Raw genomic sequence first — 17,233 nt, 5'->3', positions numbered from 1 at the left:
AACTAAAAACTTTGATTAATGATCAATTTGGTGTGTTGTCCTATCTTCGCCAACTGCGTACCGTCCCTGTGAAAGCGGCATTGTTCTATCTGCTCGCATTCCGCTATTGCAAAGCCTTTAGCCAGATCCAAGGGCTGCGCAGCCAGTGCAACGAGCGCTTCCCTTTGCTTATCAGACGGCAGCAGTTCATAGACATCATAGATCAGCACCTCGTAACACTGGTGGAATTCGCTCCATTTCAAGTGCCGCGAATGACGCCGGATATGTTTATAGCGAATACTTTTAAACACCTCCCGGTCTAGGATACCCGTTTCTAGCAGCTCCTCGCAAAATTCCCGCTCTCCGCTCACTTCCCGTTCCTTGGCCTCTTCAAACCATTTCACGACATCCACCGTGTATTTCCCTTTCACCCGGAACCGCAGATCGCAGTCACTCGTATGATCGACGCCCAGCCCATTAGCTTGGCTATCGGGCACAAAACCCCAGGATTCAAATAGCTTATCGTCGCCGTACCGCTTATAAACCCCGCCGACCGGTTGTAATTGGTTGGCGATCCGGCGGTTTAATACCAGTAGATAACTGTTTGTCCCTGGTATTTTGATCCGGAAAAGGTAGCTTAGTGAAAAGCGGATCTGCTTAGTGCGGTAGGTCCAGAATAGCGTCCGGATATATAGCCAGGCGACATCCTTATTATCCCATAGTTTGCTCACGCCTTTGGAGAACACCTGCTTCAGCAGCGCAATGATGATTGATCCCATATTTTTTTATTATTCGCTGCGCCATAAACTAATCAGCAGCAAACCGCCGACCACATTCCGCACCTGTTTGCTTTCTGCCAGTCCAGTCGTCACCTCTGTGGCGAAATGTTCACAGTTATATTGCACCAGGTCATAGGACTTCCCCGCCAACCGCAATGCACGTAGGATAACCTGCTGCCGTTCCTGTTCAGTTCCCATGAAACGGTCGATGCGCACCAGGCTGCGTCCCGCGGTAGCATAATCCCGCACCGTGACCAGCCGCACCCCACCAGTGTGGTGATGGTTCTCTGCGATCCATTCCTGCCCATCCGACAAGCGTCCCACGTAGACCGCAAAATGTTTGGTCAGCCCGGTCGCAAAAATGGCCTCCACCAACTGGTCTCCTGGCCTTAAGAAATACTGTTGCAGATTTTCCATGATTAAATAAATTTTGTATATATGTCCAGAGTGTTATAAATTTGTATCATCAACGTAACATTGTTTCATTTGTCAAATATATACTTGTATTATTAATGTAACAATGTATTACTTATAAAACTTTTCAACAACTTACCCACATGGAATCCACATTAAATTCAGAACTGCTGGCTAGTATGCTGAAATCCAGGCGCGGAAAAAAGGGGTTAAGGGATACTGCGACGGAAATCGGAGGAATCAGCTCGGCTACGCTCTCGCGTGTTGAACAAGGTAATCTGCCGGATGTCGAAACCTTTATCCGGTTATGCAATTGGCTCGGCGTATCCACAGAAACCTTTATTACCGGTGAAAAGATCGAGGCGGCGGACATCTCCGAAAAGGAAAAGATTGTCTTCCAACTGCGCTCCAGCCGCGAACTGGATACCGACACTATTAATGCCATGGTGCACATGGTTGATATGGCTTTTACCAAATCCAAACGCAATGCCTAGTAAGTCCGTCCTGGCGCGTGGTTTTATGGCAGAGGCTGAACGGATATCCGAAGCCTGCCGGAAAGACCTTGGTATTTCCAAATTCGACCCACTGGACGCCTTTAAGCTAGCTGAACACCTCCAGGTGGACGTTTTTACCGTCGACGAAGTCTTTGGCGATCAGACCGATCATCCGGACTACAGCCGGATGACCGACCCCGATAAATTTTCAGCGATGTGGACTCCAAACATTCACGGTGAAAAGATCATCATCCATAATGACCGCCATTCCCGCTTCCGCCAGCAAAGTAATCTGATGCACGAACTGGCCCATATCATCCGTAAACATACCGTTCCACCAGAATCTGCTATATTGTGCGCCCAGTTCGGACTGCACTATTTTAACCCTGTCCATGAACAGGAGGCCAAATATCTCGGTGGCTGTCTACAGATAACTAGGCCAGGATTGCAATGGGGGCTCAAACACCTTGTAACCGTAGAAAATATTTCCGACTACTTCTCCGCTAGCGTCGATATGGTCAAATACCGTATGGGGGTTACCGGCGTGTTCAAACAGCAAAAGGTTTGTTAAAATCTTTTATATTGAAATGGTAATTAGATTATTGATCCAGTATATTACCATTAAAAGCTTTATTTGGTTAGTATATTTGTGATAACATATTACTATGGATGTTATGGTGCGTGTGATCAAGCACCCGAAATTACTCGAAAAACCTCAATAGTGGCCTTTCAAGATTTTTCGTATTATTTCATTTTTTTGGCAAATCTGCCAATCCCTTCAAATCAGCTATAAACTTCAAAGGTATTTGTACTGTCAAGAACCCATATTTATCTATCCTATAGATAGAAAGTCGAGTATCTGTAAATTAGCAAGTTAATGTTTTTGGCGAATTTTGCTGAATAATGCCTAAAAGACAAGGGTTTTAAAAATAAATCGGAATAAATATCATAACATAATGATATTCAAACATATGCAATCTCAATAAAGTACTGGAAATGTTAGTTTTCGCTTCATTTCCTCATGCGAAAAAATGAAGCAGTATTTTTTAAACTATGTTTTTGAAAAATTTCATTGACCATTCTTATTAATTTAATTTGGGAAGAGCCAATAACAGATAACTATTTATTATCTATAACTGCCTCTGAATACACCGGTGCAATTATTCTCCACATAAAAAACACCTACCTCGCACATGAGGTGTGAAAAAAATATTTTGCTCCTTCCCACATTTGCTGTTGCTAAATTTTAAGCTATGGCAAATTATAATGAAATCCAACATGACTCTCCAAAAATGCACCGTGATCAGCTGATTACCGTGCAGGATTTGATCGACTTCAAGCAACAGCTTATTGTTGATATTAAGAAGCTTTTGAAAGAGCAATCCGGCCAGCCGGGCCATCAATGGCTCAAAGCTTTCGAAATCAAGAAAATGCTCCGGCTGTCCGAAAGCAAGCTGCAATATCTCCGGGACAAAGGTCTGATTCCTTTCAAAAAATTGGGTGGTGTTACCTATTACAATTCTGAAGAAATTGAGAAGCTGATGGCTTCGGATAAGTTGAACGACCAGATGAAGATGGTATGAAACGCAAGGCAAAACGCACCGTTCCCAGGCAACAAAAAAAGACCAGTCGGACCCGTAATAATTCTATGAGCATTCATGATGGTCTGGGTACGACCATGCCGCCTGACAGTGATGTCTTGCTGATCTATTTTGACCAGAAAGGCTTAGCGCAACTGGCTGAAAAATTCTTTGATGAACATGATAATCGCGGGTGGAAGACAGCTACGGGCGGCACCATTTATAACTGGAAAGTATGTGCTGCCGAATGGATCTACAACTACCGTCAGGAAGTAAAACGCAGGTTCCGGCAGTCCCCATTTTACAGTGAGTCATTTTAAGAGAGGAATGTTAAACAAATCCGAATCGAGGGCTTTGCAAAAGGATGAGATTGCATTTTTCAGCAATCAGCAAGATAAACGTTTGTATTACAAACGAAATCTTGCCCTCCCTTCCGGAGTCAGTTCGGGGCCAAGAATAAAATCTTCCGAAGTCAGATTTTAGAGGACAAGAATTATGGAAAAGCAGAAGGAAAACAGATCCAAAACTTTGCTCACCAGGCTTAAGCCAGACGAGTACCAGTCCATTTATTCGGCGTTTAAAAAGACGCGGTTCAACAAACTAAGCGAGTATTCCAGAAGCTTGTTATTAAGCAAGCCGGTGGTGGTGAACTACCGCGATAAATCCATGGATGAGATGCTGGAAGAACTGGCTTTACTGCGCAGGGAACTCAACGCTATCGGCACCAACCTTAACCAGGCGGTACGTCAAATTAATAGTGCACAGGGCAATGCGGAGAAGAAGCTGTGGCTAAATTTACTTTCGGTTATTGGAACTAAGATTGATCCCGCCATCGGGCAAATTAAAGATCGTATGCAAAACTTTTCAGAACTATGGTCGCAAAAATTAAAACGGGAAGAAGCATCCTCGGCGCGATAAATTATAATGAACACAAAGTGCGGGCGGGTAAGGCGGAATTAATATGGGCTCAAGGCTACCTGAAGGACCCGGCGGATTTAACGTTCCAGGATAAGATGCGAAGGCTGACGGACCTGATCAATCGTAACGCGCGTACACAGGTGAACACCTTACATGTTTCCCTGAATTTTGCGGTTGGTGAAAATTTGGATAAAGACACGCTTCAACAGATTTCGGATGATTACATGCAGGGACTGGGCTTTGGTAAACAGCCGTACCTGGTATATCAGCACTATGACGCCGGCCATGCGCATTTGCATATCGTCAGCACCAATATTGAACCGGATGGTAAGCGGATCAGCTTTCACCACCTGGCTAACCGGGCATCGGAATCTGCCCGGAAGAAAATTGAGCAAACCTATCAGCTGGTAAAAGCAGAAGATCAGGTTGAGGCAGTAAAGTTTAATATCAAGCCCCTGGAAAAACTGGTTTATGGCAAGGCTGAACTCAAAAGGTCGATGACCAATATAGTTAACGAGGTCATCGGCACTTATAAATTTACAAGTGTCCCGGAGCTCAACGCGGTGTTGAATCAATACAATATTACAGCTGATCGCGGGTCGAAGGATTCCAGGATGTTTGAAAAAAACGGTCTGGTGTACTGGGCGCTTGATGAAAAAGGCAACAAGCTGGGCGTACCTGTTAAAGCCAGCAGCATCTATGGAAAGCCGACCCTACAAAAGCTCCAGGACCGGTTTCGCCTGAATGAAGTCGTTCGCAGGCCTTTAAAAGATCGCTTACGTCAAAGCATCGATGAGGTGCTGGCTGACCGGGTATCTAAATCACAGTTTCAAAAAGCACTTTTGAAAAAACATATACATGTCGTTTTCAGGCAAAATGAGGAGGGCCGGATCTATGGGGTAACTTTTGTGGATCACCAGCACAAAGCGGTCTTTAACGGAAGTGACCTGGGGAAAAATTATGCGGCCAACGCATTGACAGCGGGCTTTGTAAACGAACCGGTTAAAGGCAGTTTGGAGAAATCGCCTAAACGTGCGGAGCGGCTGGAATATGGAAATCGGGAACATACCGGTAGTTCAGAAATGAGCCAAACTCTATTTGATATATTGTTTAAAGAAGAGCAGCAGGATCTGGCCGCGCTCGGCAGGCTGCAGCAGCGAAAACGCAAAAAGAAACGTAAAGGTCATTCACTTTAAAAATATTTATGATGCAAACAGGTGAAAATGAACAAGCATTGCGAAGGGTCATCGATTTTACCAGGCTGTTAAGTCTGGGCATCCTGCTCCTGCATTTTTATTTATGCTGTTATCCGGCTTTCCGGCAATTGGGTTTGTCCAAGCCCATTGTTAACCATATCTTACTGCCCTTGACTAGGCTGGCGCTTTTCCAGAACACCTGGCTGGCCAAACTTACTGTATTGATTTTACTGCTGGTGTCATTAGCAGGCAGCAAGGGTAAAAAAGATGAACATATACGTACCCGAACTATTGTTTCCTATACCCTTAGCGGCCTATTTTTATATTTTGTCAGCGGCTTAATATTGACGTTCAATAGTTCGGGATTAGCATTGGCAGCTTTATACATCACAATAACGTCGGTGGGTTATATCTTAATACTGTCGGGAATAAGCTTATTGTTCCGGCGGCTAAAGCTGGCTTTAAACCAGGATATTTTCAACAAGGAAAATGAATCCTTTCCACAGGAAGAAAGGCTGCTCGAAAATGAATATTCCATCAACCTGCCGGCCATCTACAACTTAAAGGGCAAAGTCCGAAGCAGTTGGATCAATATCATCAATCCGTTTCGGGGAACGCTAATTGGCGGCAGCCCCGGTTCCGGGAAATCCTACTTTATTATCCGCCATATCATCAGCCAGCATATTCAAAAAGGGTTTACCATGCTGGTTTACGACTTTAAGTATGATGATTTGACCAAAATAGTTTACAATAACTTGCTTAAATATGCCCATCACTACCGGGTTGAGCCAGTTCAATACATCATTAACCTGGAACAGGTAATGCACCGCGCCAACCCGCTTGAGCCGCATACCATGCTGGATATTACCGATGCCATTGATTCCAGCCGTACCATTATGCTGGGCCTGAACCGGGAATGGATCAAAAAGCAAGGTGATTTTTTCGTGGAATCTCCCATCAATTTTATCACCGCGATCATGTGGTTTTTAAAGAAATATGAGGATGGAAGATATTGTACCCTGCCGCACGTTATTGAACTGGCCCAGGTAGATTACAAAGAATTGTTTGGCGTACTCTTGCAGGAGCCCGAGATCGAGGTGCTGATCAATCCCTTTGTTTCGGCCTGGCAAAATGAAGCTTATGAGCAACTCGAAGGTCAGGTTGCCAGTGCCAAGATCAGCCTGGCACGGCTATCCTCGCCGCATCTTTACTATGTGCTGAGCGGCAATGACTTTTCCCTGGACATCAACAATCCGGACGAACCTAAAATTGTTTGCCTGGCTAATAATCCGCAAAAATCACAAGTGTATGGTGCGGTGTTATCCCTATATATCAACCGCATAAACAAGTTGGTGAACCGCAAAAACCAGCAAAAGTGCAGTATGATCTTCGATGAATTTCCAACCATTTATTTCAATGGTATTGACAATTTGATTGCCACCGCCCGGTCGAATAAGGTGGCTGTTACACTGGCCGTACAGGATTACAGTCAGTTGAAAAAGGACTACGGCCGCGACCAGGCAGAAGTAATTATGAATATTGTCGGTAACGTGATCTGCGGGCAGGTAACGGGCGATACCGCCAAACAGTTGTCGGAGCGGTTTGGCAGGATCAACCAGCAAAAAGAAAGTGTGACCATTAACAGCACCGACACCTCAGTCAGTAAGTCTACGCAGCTCGATCACGCTATTCCGGCATCTACCATTGCATCGCTTTCCTCTGGCGAATTTGTAGGCCTGGTAGCTGATGATCCGGCAGAACGTATTTCACTGAAGGTTTTTCATAACGAGATCCAGAATGACCACGCTGCTATTCAACAGGAAGAAATGGCCTATCAGGCTATCCCGCCGGTAAGAGAGATCGACCAGGACATGATTTTGGAGAACTATCAACAGATCAAACAGGATATTAAAAATATTGTGAATTTTGTGTTTCTTAATAGTTAACTTGTTTTCATTAATTACGTAAAAACGGTTATGGCCTTCGATCTAAATATCAAAAATAAAGAGCAGACCAAACAGCGGCTGATCAGAGCTGTGGGGGAAGTGCTGAAGGCAGACGGCTACAGTGGCTTGGGCGTAAACCGAATCGCCAAGCAGGCCGGGGTAAATAAAAAACTGATCTACCGATATTTTGGCAGCGTCGATTATCTCATAGAGGCTTATGTTGTGGAAAATGATTATTGGCTAACCTTTTCGAAGAAGTTGCAGGAAATGGTGGCGGAAGAGCAACCGGAAAGCACACAGGCTTTAATAGCGGAGATACTGAAAAATCAGTTTAAATATTTCTTGAACGAACGTGAAATGCAGCGGCTGATCTTATGGGAGATTTCTACTAACAGTCCGCTGATGAAAAGTATTCATAATGCCCGGGAAAGTTCCGGTCAGTCGATGCTGGCTATCACGGACGAGCATTTTAGTAATTCGAAAATAAATTTCCGGGCAATTGCCGCGCTACTGGTGGGCGGCATCTATTATACCATTTTACACACCCGGTTTAACGGTGGGATGTTTTGTGACCTTGACCTGAGCACTGAACTTGGGCAGCGGGAAATCTTAACCGCAATAGAACAGATAGTGGGCTGGGCATTCGACTACGCAAAAACCGAGCAATAATTGTTACTTCGCCCGTCTGTCTTTCCTTAAAGGAGGGTGCTTTGGTATTTCAAAATTAAAATCTAAAAGTTCTTTGGGATGAACTTCTAAAGCACTAGCAATAGCTTCTAAATGCGATATTGCAAAGTTGTTTTTTCCGGTAAGCATTAACCAAACTTGCTTTTGCGTAAAACCTGTTCTTTCAACAATATCCTCCTGTACTATACCTTTTTCAAGTCGAATTTCTTCGATTCTTTTCACGATATGATTAATGAATGTCTGGTTTCGGTACTGGCTTGCCATCTATGTTATAAAGCAAGCATCAAATAATATCCTTTGGTACGTCACTATTGACGTTTATCTTTTAAATGTTTATATTTGATATTAGAATAAGCTAAATAAAACTGTGCTTTAAAGCACATAGTATTATTTTTGCGGATACTTCGAAAATTTTGAAGCATTCGCTTTGAGTCTTGCTCACGGAAATTACCACTTTCAAATTGAGCACAAGATGAGAAGCTGGAATGCCCATGCTATAGGTGTGGGTTTCCCTTCTTATTTGTGCTCTAGGCTGTGGTAAGCCTCCGTGAACAATAAGTTGGGAGCCCACGCCTGTAGTATAATACCTCAGACTACCCTTCCTGCTGACTCCATTTAATGAAACTGAATTGTCATTATGATGGATGAATTAAAGCCACAGTCAGAAACACCGCGTTTTGGTAGCCTTACCGAAATAATGGACCGTTTTGCCCAGGTTCCGTATGAACAGTTCCAACAGGAATTGAACGACTGGTTTCTTGGCGAACTTACTGCACGTGGCATTGATGCACAGCAACTGGAAAAGGAGCTTCCCGGCTTATCTTCCCTGATCAGTAACATCTACCATCAGGCAGAATTAGCAGAATTATTGTCCCACCACTTAACCAAAAAAGATGATGGCGAGAAATAAGGCTAAGATCTGGCTGCTGGTCATTTGCCCGCCCGAATGATCCCCTGAAAATGGCGACCCGCTTCAGTTAATAGTTAGACCTGCGGGTTGCCATTTTCGCACTACTTTATTCATCCATCTAAATTAACGTTCCATGAAAAAAATAACGATTTACATCGTCCTGGCATTGCTATGCCTTAATTTTTCGGCCAGATCACAAAACCGGGAAAGCCGTTCACCGCTGACCATCGGTGATACCATGCCCGACGTAACGGTGCAGCACGTCACTAATTACCACTCCAAAACCCTGCGGCTTTCCGACTTCCGGGGGAGGCTGGTTATCCTGGATTTTTGGGCGACCTGGTGCGGCAGCTGCCTCAAGCAGTTTCCCCATCTGGACGCGCTCGCATCAAAGCTGGGGAAAAAGGTGGCAATCATTCTTGTCAACTGTAAAAAGACCAGGGACGATCAGGCCAGCATCGACTACACCTTTAGCGGAATTAAACGGCCTCAACATCTGCCGGTTGTCGCCCTCGATACGGTGATCGGAAACCTGTTTGCCTATACCACGCTGCCCCACTATGTGTGGATCGCGCCGGACGGCCGCATCTGCGCGATTACGGACCAGTTTCAGGTTAACGAAGCAAATATCAGCAAGATCCTGAATGGCGAACAAATCCGCTTGCCGCTTAAAAAAGATTAATACACCCTCCTAAACAAACGCAAATGAAAAGATACCTTTTAATTTTTTTGCTGACGGCTGGCTTATTCGATATGTCCCGCCTGTCCGCGCAAAATATACGCCCTGTTTACGGCGAAGTACGCGGGGCGCAGCATGAGCCGATAACCGGTGCCGGGCTTCGCTTTGCCTTAAGTAAATCCAGTTCCATGACTGACAGTACCGGCCGCTTTACCATTATGATGCGAATGGCAGCGGATACCCTTATTATCAGCCATGTCGGCTATACCACCCTGCGCATCCCGCTATCCATGAACAGCCGCCTGCCGCTGCTGGTGGAGCTCCAGCCTTATACCGAGCAGTTGAATGAAGTGCTGATCAGCACCGGCTATCAGGAAATCCCCCGCGAACGGGCGACCGGCTCTTTCTACCACCTGGATAAGGAACTGATCGGCTCCAGGAACACGCCGGACCTGATCAGCAGGCTGAATGGCCTGACAAGCAGCCTGCTTGTCGACAACCATTTCCCGGCACAGCCTACCGTACAGGTCAGGGGACTTAACACCTTAAATTATGCCAATGCAGCACCGCTTATCGTGCTGGATAACTTTCCTTATGCTGGCGACATCAGTAATATCAACCCTAATGATATTGAGAGCATCACACTGCTAAAAGATGCGGCGGCAAGCTCTATCTGGGGCGCCCGCGCCGGTAATGGCGTGATCGTCATCACCACCAGGCATGCCCGGCGCAACCAGCCGCTGCAGGTTTCCCTGAATGCCAACGTTACCATCGCACCCAAACCCGACCTGTTCTCCGCAGACCAGATATCATCGGTCAGCCTGGTGGATCTGCAGCAGTATTTGTACGGTAAAGGCTTTTATAATTCCTTATTTAACGCAAGAACGAGGCCGCCGATACCGGAAGTTGCCGAAATACTGCAAAAACAGGCTGCCGGCCAGCTCACTGCCGCACAGGCAGCCCAACAACTCTCCGTGCTGAAAACACAGGACGTTCGCAGTGACATGGAGAAATATTTATACCGCCCCCAGGTAAACCAGCAGTATTACCTCAACCTGTCGGGATCGGGAAACAACATACGTTACCTGATCTCCACCGGCTATGACCGCACCGGCAGTACCCTGAAAGGCAATGATCAGGAACGCCTGACGGTCAGGTCCAACAACCTGATCGACCTGACCAAAAAGTGGCAGCTGCAAACCGACCTGATCCTGACCAAAACCTCCCAGCGGGCCAATAGCCCGGGTGGCTACGGACAAATCACGAACGGCACTACCGCTATTTCTCCATACGCAAGACTGGTCAATCCGGACGGCAGCCCTGCCGCCGTTGATATTTATTACCGCAGCTTCTATACGGACACCGCAGGCGCGGGAAAATTGCTGGACTGGAAGTACCGCCCCCTTCAGGAGCTGGCCAGCAATGACCGGACAACCGGGGTGACAGACCTCCTGGCGAACATCGGTTCGACCTATAAAGTATCGAACTGGCTTACTGCCGATGTCAAATACCAATATGAGCAGTCTTGGTCGGATTACCGTGAATTGAACGACCTGAACACTTTTTTTACCCGGAATTACATCAACCGTTTTACACAGATCAATGGAAATACCGTTACCTATATCGTACCTAAAAATGACATCCTGAATGGCACGCGCACCAGTCAGCGGACCCAGTCGGCACGTGCGCAGCTGACCATTGACCACAGCTGGGCGGACAGCCGCATAAATGCGATTGCTGGGGGTGAGATCAGGGAAAGCAACAGCGACGCGTCCTCATACCGAACCTACGGCTATGACCCGCAGTCGCTTACTTCCGTCAACGTGGACTATACACATACTTACCCAACGTACGGTAATATCGGGGGCATCACCTACCTGGCCGACGGCACGCTATATAAGCAATACCTCAACCGCTTCGTGTCGGTATTTGCCAATGCGGCCTATACCTATAAGAACCGCTATACGCTTTCGGCCAGCGCGCGGCGCGACGCGTCCAACCTTTTCGGTGTGGCCACCAATCAAAAGTGGGTGCCCTTATGGTCGGCAGGCGGTTTGTGGCGGATCCACGACGAGCCCTTTTACCATATCAGCTGGCTGCCCTCCCTGAACCTCCGCCTGTCTTACGGCGTGAGTGGTAACCTGCTGCCGAATGCCACCTCCATTACCCGCATCCAGTACTACACCGCCTCCCAGTCACCGATCAATGTCCCCTTTGTGGGGGTTGCAGCGCCGCCGGTACCCCAGTTGCGCTGGGAACAGGTTCATTCCTGGAATGAAGGGATTGACTTCGAGTTGCTTAACAGGCGGATCAGCGGCTCGGTGGATGTATATCAGAAGAACTCAACCGACCTCATGAACAGTGTCTTGCTGGATCCCACCGTGGGTTTTTCCACCTATAATGAGAATTCGGCCAGCATCCGCTCCCACGGGGTGGACGTGGTACTGAATTCCGTCAATCTCGACGGTGCCCTGAAATGGCGGACACTATTGCTCTTTAACTATGTTTCTTATAAGACGACTAAAAACTTAAACCCGCCGGCTTCTCAGGGGCTGGTCAGCGATGGCCTTTACATCTTTCCCGTGGTAGGCTACAATCCTTACGTCATTGTCAGCTACCGCTGGGCGGGCCTCGACCCACAGACAGGTGACCCGCAGGGATACGTCAATGGGAAGGTCAGCAAAGATTACCAGGCCATCACCCAAAATCCGGTCAGCGAACAGGCCATCAGCGGTTCCGCAATTCCGCCGGTATTCGGTACATTGCGCAATAACCTGGACTGGAAGAACTGGTCGCTCTCCTGGAACATCACTTACCGTTTCAACTACTTTTTCCGCAGGCCGGTCGTAAATTACAGTGATCTGATCAACAAAAATATCGGTTACAGCGAGTATGACCAGCGCTGGCAGAAACCGGGTGATGAGGCTTTTACCAATGTGCCTTCCTTCGTCTATCCGGACAACACCTTACGGGATAATTTTTACCGTTATGCCGAGGTCAACGTGGAAAAGGCGGATAACATTAAACTGACCGATCTGTCACTGAGCTATCAATGGGCACCAAAGTCCAAACCCCTGGGCTTCCATTCCCTGACATTTACTTTTTACACCAATCAGATGAACATCATGCTCTGGCGCGCGAACAAGCGCGGCCTTGACCCCGACATCATCTATAATGTTAAACCTCCGGTTACTTATGCGGCCGGAATTAAAGCCACTTTATAATTCACCGTCATGAAAAATAGAAAACTGAACAGCGACATCCGGCACTGCCTGCTGATCGCGATGGTCGCCTGCATTATCTGTCCTTTATCCTCCTGCAAAAAATACCTGGAGGCTAAATCTGATCAGTCGATCACTACGCCGTCCACGATCGATGACCTGGAAGGCCTGATGAATGCCTACAGCGTTATCAATGCAGACTATCCCTCCGCACCGGAAGTAATGGCCGATAACTTTTACCTGTTGAATACCGACTATCTCTCGCTAAGCCAGCGCCAGCGTGATATTTACAGCTGGACGAAATCGGCAGACGTCGGCGGAGACTATACCGCCCCTTACCAGGCTATCGCCTATACGAACATTGTGCTGGACGCGCTGCCAAAGGTAACGGCCAATGGGCAGGCGCGTAAAGATGCTGTGAAAGGCGAAGCGCTGTTTACCCGGGCGAGCTACCACTTTGCCTTGGCGCAGTTGTTCGCCGCCGCTTATGACCAGGCCAGCGCCGGTACCGATTTGGGCATTGCCCTCCGGCTGACAGCCGATATCGAATCGAAAGCTCCCCGTGCATCGATGGCGGAAACGTATGCGTCTATCACCGGGGACCTGCAACAGGCCTTGACCTTGCTGCCTGATATGCCGGCTGCAAAGTACCTGCCGGGCAGGGCTGCTGCCTACGGCATGCTGTCGAGGGTATACCTGGCTATGCGTGATTATCCGAAGGCGGGAGCCTGCGCCGACTCCTGTCTTACCCTTTATCATACTTTACTCGATTACAATACGGTTGCCGTTTCGGCCACTGCGCCTTTTCAGCAGTTTAACGCAGAGGTGATCTATGACGCCCGCAGTTCGCCGCCCTCATCGCTGACACAGTCCCGCGCCAAAATCGACACCGCCCTTTACCGTTCTTATAACGGCAATGATCTGCGGAAAACAGCATATTTTAAGGCTAACGCGGATGGTACCCAGGCTTATAAAGGCAGTTATACCGGCCTGACCAACGGCGCTTTGTTTACCGGGATCGCAACGGACGAAATCCTGCTGACCAAAGCGGAATGTGCCGCCAGGGCCGGAAAAAACGCCGACGCGCTGCTGGCGCTCAATACCTTATTGGAACAACGCTGGAAAAAAGGAACTTTTATACCGTATACAACTACCGATAACGGGCAGTTACTATCAATTATACTACAAGAGAGAAGAAAAGAGCTGCTGTTCCGGGGGGTGAGGCTGATGGACCTGAAGCGGTTAAATAAGGAACCTGACTATGCGCAGGTCATTTATCGGAAACTGGGCGGTACCCTGCTGACGCTGGAACCCAACAGTCCCCGGTATCTACTGCAGATCGATCAAAACGCGGTGAATATCGGGGGTTTAGTACAGAATCCGTAAAAAAGAGCCGGTTTTGCCGGCTCTTTTACATTTAGTTTTTCATGTGGATATTCACATCTGCAGCGGAACCGTTCTGCTGAGAAGTCCAAAGGTTGCTTTGTTCAGCACTGAACTCAGTAGGGTCAGGGGTGTTCCCCAGGCCTTCATCCGTAGTTAACGTAACGCCGCACACGTCTTCACCGCCGCCGCAGGCGTTGTCGTCCCGAACATAATTGTTTATGTTCTGAATATCAGACTGGGCGGTGGAACTTGAGGTATAACGGTAAAATGCGCCGGCAACGCGGTTAGTGGTGAAGGCACTGGTGGAAATAGCAAGGCCGATGGCCAATGCTGGTAAGATTAACTTTTTCATGGTATGCGTGCTTTTTTGATTAAAAACACGAAAAATTTAAATGAATAAATAGATAATTTGATACTTACTCTCTTGACAGGTTTTCAGTTCCCCTGTGCCGCTGCCTGGTGTCCTTGACCGCGCAGCGGCGTAAACATTATTGTATTGCGTTCACCTCCTTTCTCTGTAACCACAGGCCGATACAGCTCAGCGCCAGGAAGAAGCAATTAAACCAAAAATGCAGCTCCCAGCCCATTGCGGGAAGAACGCCGCCGCAGGAACAGGGAACCTGGCCGTATGCTCCCGTCAGTGCCAGGCCGACGTATGCCGTAAATGCGAACATCAGCACAGCGGCCAAACCGAAGCCGGTAGAACGGCTGCGCTCAAATGTCAGCAGGGCTGCGGTCAGCAGTTCCGCGCCCGGCAGGATCCAGGCCAGCCAGCGGGAAAAACCTGCAGGCAGCAACTGCCTCGATAACGCTGTCCGGAACGATCTGAAATCGATCAGTTTGGCGGACGCCGTATAGATGAACAGCAGGATGAGGGCTGCCGCGCAGGTATTGATGGCGGTATGGTTCTTTTTCATGGTTTATACCGGTAAAATTAGGGCAGGCAGAACAAGCCCGCGGTGATCGGCATCACCGTTTCCGGGGAAAGGAATCACCGGCTTTTGTAATTTTCAGGAATTTAAAGATCCTTCGCCATCAGCCGGCTCAGGTTTTCCCGGGTCATGTTCAGATAAGTGGCAATAAGCCGCACGGAGGCTTTGCGGAACAGCTCCGGCTGCAGTTTGCGGGTTTGCCGGTACCGCTCTTCAGCTGACCAGGTAAGGAGCCGCTTCCGGAAACGCTCCTGCTGGTATTGATGGCGTACAAACACTTCTTTCAGTAATTGTGCTTCGCGGAATTGTGGCAGCAGCGACGCGAGCTCTTCGTAGCTCAGCGAGTATACCCCGGTGGGCTGCAGGGCCTCCAGGTAGCGGTCGGCGGTTTCCTGCCAAAACCCTTCATAGGAAAAAATGAGCTCATTTTCGCTGTGGAAACTCAGCGTATGTTCTTTGCCGGAAGGATCAAAGTAATAACCGCGAACAAATCCCTGTAGCACAAACCAAAGCCTGTTTTCCCGCTGTCCTGCCGCCTGAAAGACCTGGTGGGGCTGGTAAATTTCAGGCTTTAGGACAGCATGCAGCCTGCTGGTAAACGCCGGGCTGAGGTCGGTGATGCCGGATAAATACGCGATAAGTGAATCGATGCTGGTCATGTATACTGAGCTTCGCAGTGATCGGTACCAAATGGTGCCGCTCAGCGCGGTCGCGTACAAAGTTCAGCAGCTGAGCCGGGAAAACCGGTGACATGTCATCAGATAAAAAAATTATTAAATAATTGTAAATAATAGGCAGCATGTCACCACTTTGACGTTTTTTGAGCAATAAGTTTAGGTTTTAAACCTCAGCCTATGGATATCGATTTTAACAAAGCCAGTTTTAAGGATTTTGAAAATATCCCCGGAAGCGATGCCCTGGCCACCGCAGCGGAGTTTCAGCAGTACCTGAACTTTTTAAAGGAGCAGGGACACCTCAATTACCGGATCGAATCCCGGAGCCCCGTCGGTCCTGAAATGGACCTGATCCTGCCGGAGAAAAGCGGGACGATACGGGCGGTCTGTCTCGTTTCCAATGATTACCTGGGTTTCAGCCAGCACCCCCTGATCAAGCAGGCTGTCATGGATGGTATCCGCGACTATGGCACCGGCTCCGGGGCATCGCCGGCCATAGGTGGTCATTTCTTTTACCATGAGCTGCTGGAAGGAAAGATCGCAGGTTTCTATGGGAAGACTGATGCCATCCTGTATACCACAGGCTATACGGCCAACAGTGCGACCTTACAATGCCTGCTCCATCAGCAGGACCTGGCCATCGTCGATATGGCGGTGCACGCCAGCGTATATGAGGGTTGCCTGAAAACGAATACCAAGCAGTTCCTGCACAACAACCTGGATCACCTGGAACAGATTTTAGCCGCTTCCCGAGAAACCTACCGTACCCGGTTTGTCATTGTTGATGGTGTCTATAGCCAGGATGGGGATATCGCCTTTTTGGATCGCATCGCGGAGCTGACGCATCGCTACGGGGCTTACCTTGTGGTGGACGATGCCCACGGCATCGGTGTCGTCGGCGAAACCGGCCGCGGGGTGATCGAAATGTTCGGCCTGTTCGATCAGGTTGATATAATTACCGGCACATTCAGTAAGGCCCTGGGCAACATCGGCGGCTACGTGATCGCCAGGCCGGAGCTGGTCAACTACCTGAAATATCAATCCAAGCAACATCTCTTTTCTACGACCGCCACGCCGGCCATCCTGGGTATCGTCAAAGCGATCGAGCTGATCGACGAAGAACCCGTCTGGCAGGATCGCCTGTGGGAAAACATCACTTACCTGAAGGACGGGCTGACAGCCATGGGTTTTGACGTGGGAACGACAGCTTCCGCAGTGATTCCGGTCAAGATCGGCCATATTCCCAAGACCCTCGAAGCCGGTAAATTATTGCTCGAAGCGGGAGTATATACCAACCCGATCATGTACCCGGCAGTTTCCCGGAAGAATGCGCGGATAAGGATGAATGTCATGGCCACCCACACGCGAGCGCACCTGGACCGTGTGCTTAACGCTTTCGCCGATGTGGACCGGCGGGTAAAAATAACGAAACCTTAAA

The 17,233-nt window shown here is 48.3% G+C and carries 19 protein-coding genes; 13 read left to right on the top strand and 6 right to left on the bottom strand.

The window, feature by feature from the left end; all coding sequences use genetic code 11:
- Positions 1–2: 2 nt before the first annotated feature.
- Positions 3–758: an SMODS-associated NUDIX domain-containing protein gene (locus tag I5M19_RS04525; protein WP_200064511.1), complete on the bottom strand. Its 756-nt coding sequence runs from the start codon at positions 756–758 to the stop codon at positions 3–5.
- Positions 759–767: 9 nt separating this feature from the next.
- The gene (locus tag I5M19_RS04520; protein ID WP_200064508.1) at positions 768–1,175 is read right to left on the bottom strand and encodes a lecithin retinol acyltransferase family protein; all 408 of its coding nucleotides are present in this window, start codon (positions 1,173–1,175) and stop codon (positions 768–770) included.
- A 140-nt stretch (positions 1,176–1,315) separates the two neighbouring features.
- Here I5M19_RS04520 and I5M19_RS04515 point away from each other — a divergent pair, with 140 nt between their 5' ends.
- The 8 genes from I5M19_RS04515 to I5M19_RS04480 all read left to right on the top strand — a co-directional run bounded on the left by I5M19_RS04515 (position 1,316) and on the right by I5M19_RS04480 (position 7,975).
- Positions 1,316–1,666: a helix-turn-helix domain-containing protein gene (locus tag I5M19_RS04515; protein WP_200064505.1), complete on the top strand. Its 351-nt coding sequence runs from the start codon at positions 1,316–1,318 to the stop codon at positions 1,664–1,666.
- Complete coding sequence (locus I5M19_RS04510) at positions 1,659–2,237, top strand: ImmA/IrrE family metallo-endopeptidase (RefSeq protein WP_200064503.1); 579 nt, start codon at positions 1,659–1,661, stop codon at positions 2,235–2,237. The genes I5M19_RS04515 and I5M19_RS04510 overlap by 8 nt, the downstream gene beginning before the upstream one ends.
- 682 nt (positions 2,238–2,919) lie before the next feature.
- Complete coding sequence (locus I5M19_RS04505) at positions 2,920–3,249, top strand: helix-turn-helix domain-containing protein (protein WP_200064500.1); 330 nt, start codon at positions 2,920–2,922, stop codon at positions 3,247–3,249.
- Between the two features lie 65 nt (positions 3,250–3,314).
- Positions 3,315–3,566, top strand: coding sequence for a hypothetical protein (locus I5M19_RS04500; RefSeq protein ID WP_200064497.1), 252 nt, complete (start codon positions 3,315–3,317; stop codon positions 3,564–3,566).
- A 175-nt stretch (positions 3,567–3,741) separates the two neighbouring features.
- On the top strand, positions 3,742–4,164 hold the full coding sequence (locus I5M19_RS04495; RefSeq protein ID WP_200064494.1) for a plasmid mobilization protein: 423 nt from the start codon (positions 3,742–3,744) through the stop codon (positions 4,162–4,164).
- Positions 4,119–5,360 (top strand): relaxase/mobilization nuclease domain-containing protein, encoded by a 1,242-nt coding sequence (locus tag I5M19_RS04490; protein ID WP_200064490.1) that lies wholly within the window; start codon positions 4,119–4,121, stop codon positions 5,358–5,360. Before I5M19_RS04495 ends, I5M19_RS04490 begins: the two co-directional genes overlap by 46 nt.
- A gap of 11 nt (positions 5,361–5,371) precedes the next feature.
- Positions 5,372–7,306, top strand: a complete 1,935-nt coding sequence (mobC, locus tag I5M19_RS04485; RefSeq protein ID WP_200066092.1) for a conjugal transfer protein MobC — start codon at positions 5,372–5,374, stop codon at positions 7,304–7,306.
- A 30-nt stretch (positions 7,307–7,336) separates the two neighbouring features.
- Positions 7,337–7,975 (top strand): TetR/AcrR family transcriptional regulator, encoded by a 639-nt coding sequence (locus I5M19_RS04480; RefSeq protein ID WP_200064487.1) that lies wholly within the window; start codon positions 7,337–7,339, stop codon positions 7,973–7,975.
- A 3-nt stretch (positions 7,976–7,978) separates the two neighbouring features.
- Here the strand turns inward: I5M19_RS04480 and I5M19_RS04475 are convergent, their stop codons facing one another.
- Positions 7,979–8,215 carry a helix-turn-helix domain-containing protein gene (locus tag I5M19_RS04475; RefSeq protein WP_317193211.1) on the bottom strand — a complete coding sequence of 79 codons (237 nt, stop codon included), beginning with the start codon at positions 8,213–8,215 and terminating at the stop codon, positions 7,979–7,981.
- Between the two features lie 415 nt (positions 8,216–8,630).
- On the opposite strand from I5M19_RS04475, the gene I5M19_RS04470 reads away from it, so the two are divergent.
- The 4 genes from I5M19_RS04470 (at position 8,631) to I5M19_RS04455 (ending at position 14,189) form a co-directional block, all read left to right on the top strand.
- On the top strand, positions 8,631–8,903 hold the full coding sequence (locus tag I5M19_RS04470; protein WP_200064481.1) for a hypothetical protein: 273 nt from the start codon (positions 8,631–8,633) through the stop codon (positions 8,901–8,903).
- Positions 8,904–9,036: 133 nt separating this feature from the next.
- A complete protein-coding gene (locus I5M19_RS04465) occupies positions 9,037–9,585 on the top strand; it encodes a TlpA family protein disulfide reductase (RefSeq protein WP_200064478.1) in 549 nt (182 codons plus the stop codon).
- A gap of 23 nt (positions 9,586–9,608) precedes the next feature.
- Positions 9,609–12,806 (top strand): SusC/RagA family TonB-linked outer membrane protein, encoded by a 3,198-nt coding sequence (locus I5M19_RS04460; protein ID WP_200064475.1) that lies wholly within the window; start codon positions 9,609–9,611, stop codon positions 12,804–12,806.
- A 9-nt stretch (positions 12,807–12,815) separates the two neighbouring features.
- Positions 12,816–14,189, top strand: a complete 1,374-nt coding sequence (locus tag I5M19_RS04455) for a RagB/SusD family nutrient uptake outer membrane protein (RefSeq protein ID WP_200064471.1) — start codon at positions 12,816–12,818, stop codon at positions 14,187–14,189.
- A gap of 31 nt (positions 14,190–14,220) precedes the next feature.
- Here I5M19_RS04455 and I5M19_RS04450 read toward each other — a convergent pair whose 3' ends face one another.
- The 3 genes from I5M19_RS04450 to I5M19_RS04440 form a co-directional block, all read right to left on the bottom strand.
- Positions 14,221–14,541, bottom strand: coding sequence for a DUF6520 family protein (locus I5M19_RS04450; RefSeq protein WP_200064468.1), 321 nt, complete (start codon positions 14,539–14,541; stop codon positions 14,221–14,223).
- A gap of 136 nt (positions 14,542–14,677) precedes the next feature.
- A complete protein-coding gene (locus tag I5M19_RS04445; RefSeq protein WP_200064465.1) occupies positions 14,678–15,106 on the bottom strand; it encodes a MauE/DoxX family redox-associated membrane protein in 429 nt (142 codons plus the stop codon).
- Between the two features lie 101 nt (positions 15,107–15,207).
- On the bottom strand, positions 15,208–15,780 hold the full coding sequence (locus tag I5M19_RS04440; RefSeq protein WP_200064462.1) for a Crp/Fnr family transcriptional regulator: 573 nt from the start codon (positions 15,778–15,780) through the stop codon (positions 15,208–15,210).
- A gap of 195 nt (positions 15,781–15,975) precedes the next feature.
- On the opposite strand from I5M19_RS04440, the gene I5M19_RS04435 reads away from it, so the two are divergent.
- Positions 15,976–17,232, top strand: coding sequence for an aminotransferase class I/II-fold pyridoxal phosphate-dependent enzyme (locus tag I5M19_RS04435; RefSeq protein WP_200064458.1), 1,257 nt, complete (start codon positions 15,976–15,978; stop codon positions 17,230–17,232).
- The last annotated feature ends 1 nt before the right edge of the window (position 17,233 follow it).

Origin of the sequence: Mucilaginibacter segetis (genome assembly GCF_016522075.1) — a bacterium.
GTDB classification, from domain to species: Bacteria; Bacteroidota; Bacteroidia; order Sphingobacteriales; family Sphingobacteriaceae; genus Mucilaginibacter; species Mucilaginibacter segetis.
This window is presented reverse-complemented; position numbering and strand designations above follow the sequence as displayed.